Source organism: Candidatus Oleimmundimicrobium sp. (genome assembly GCF_030651595.1).
Taxonomy (GTDB): domain Bacteria; phylum Actinomycetota; class Aquicultoria; order UBA3085; family Oleimmundimicrobiaceae; genus JAUSCH01.
On record NZ_JAUSCH010000011.1, the window covers coordinates 1 to 1,142 of the forward strand.

Consider the following 1,142-nt stretch of genomic DNA (forward strand, 5'->3'; position numbering starts at 1 on the left):
ATCTCTGCTAATATTCTACCTATGCCCAGATCATTAATATGATAAATATCTCCTGCTCCTCCCAATCTGGTACCGACATCTAATGCCTGGGTAGCTTCTTTAAATGATTTATGACCAGTAAAGGGGTCTTAACATTTGACATTTCTAATCTCAGAGACCAAACTATTATATTTCTATACTTTTCTAAAATGTTTCTACGTAAATAAGAAAGACAGAGTCAGAAAATAATGATATTACTCTATTACTCTGTCCTTTTACCTGAAAGATTCTTCCTAAGAAATTAGGAGATAGTTCTTTTTAGTAAACTCTGTATGGGTTTTCCTAAAGATTAGGAATTGCCCCGTCGAATAAAAAGAGTAAGAAATTTAATCAAAAAAATACTCTTTTTGTAAAAGGGGGACACGCTTTACTTTTCACCAAGCATAAGTGCGGGAATACAAAAGAAGAATATCCCCCATAATTCCTGGCTTTACTTTTCGCCAAGCATAAATTTGCGTAAATAAAAGCTGTCCCAATTTTTTACTGAAAGCCTTGTAAATAAAGGGTTTCAGAAGAGAAAAATAGGAACAGAGAACCGTTGTCCCCTGTTCTTTTATTTAAAAACTTTTAACCACATAATTTGATAGGGCTCAAGAAGTATTTTTTCTATATCTATTGTTTTCTCAGAAATTATATCATAATATTGCTTTTCATTTAAGTGATATTGATTTTTTATCAGGCATAACTCCTGTATATTATCTGTGATATTATGCAGCGCTATTATTCTTTCCTTAGCATCGGGAGAAGTCCGTAATAAAGAAAATAACTCTCTTTTTAAGAATAATACTTCCTGTTTTCCATTTGGGTGAAAGGCTTTTTCAGATTTTCTTTTATGAATTAATCTCATGAATTCGGTAAATATTTTATGTTCTCTGGAATCCGAATTTTCTAAATCTTTTTTTAATTTATCGTATGGTAATTTTTTTCGATTAATCGTTCTTTTCTGACCTGTTTTCTCTACTCCTTTTGGATAATTTTTCGTTCCAAACAAACTATGAATATATATTCCCGGAACTCCCATTAGAGATAATATAATTGCCTGGGAAGCTATAAATTTTTTTATGTTTAATTCATCACTATTTTTAGGATCGGTAATCGCACTA

Annotated in this window: 1 protein-coding gene; it reads right to left on the bottom strand. The window is 31.2% G+C overall.

What is annotated here, in order from left to right:
• Positions 1-592: 592 nt before the first annotated feature.
• Positions 593-1,142 (bottom strand): hypothetical protein (locus Q7U95_RS01290; RefSeq protein ID WP_308751471.1); only part of this gene is annotated, 550 nt, incomplete at its 5' end.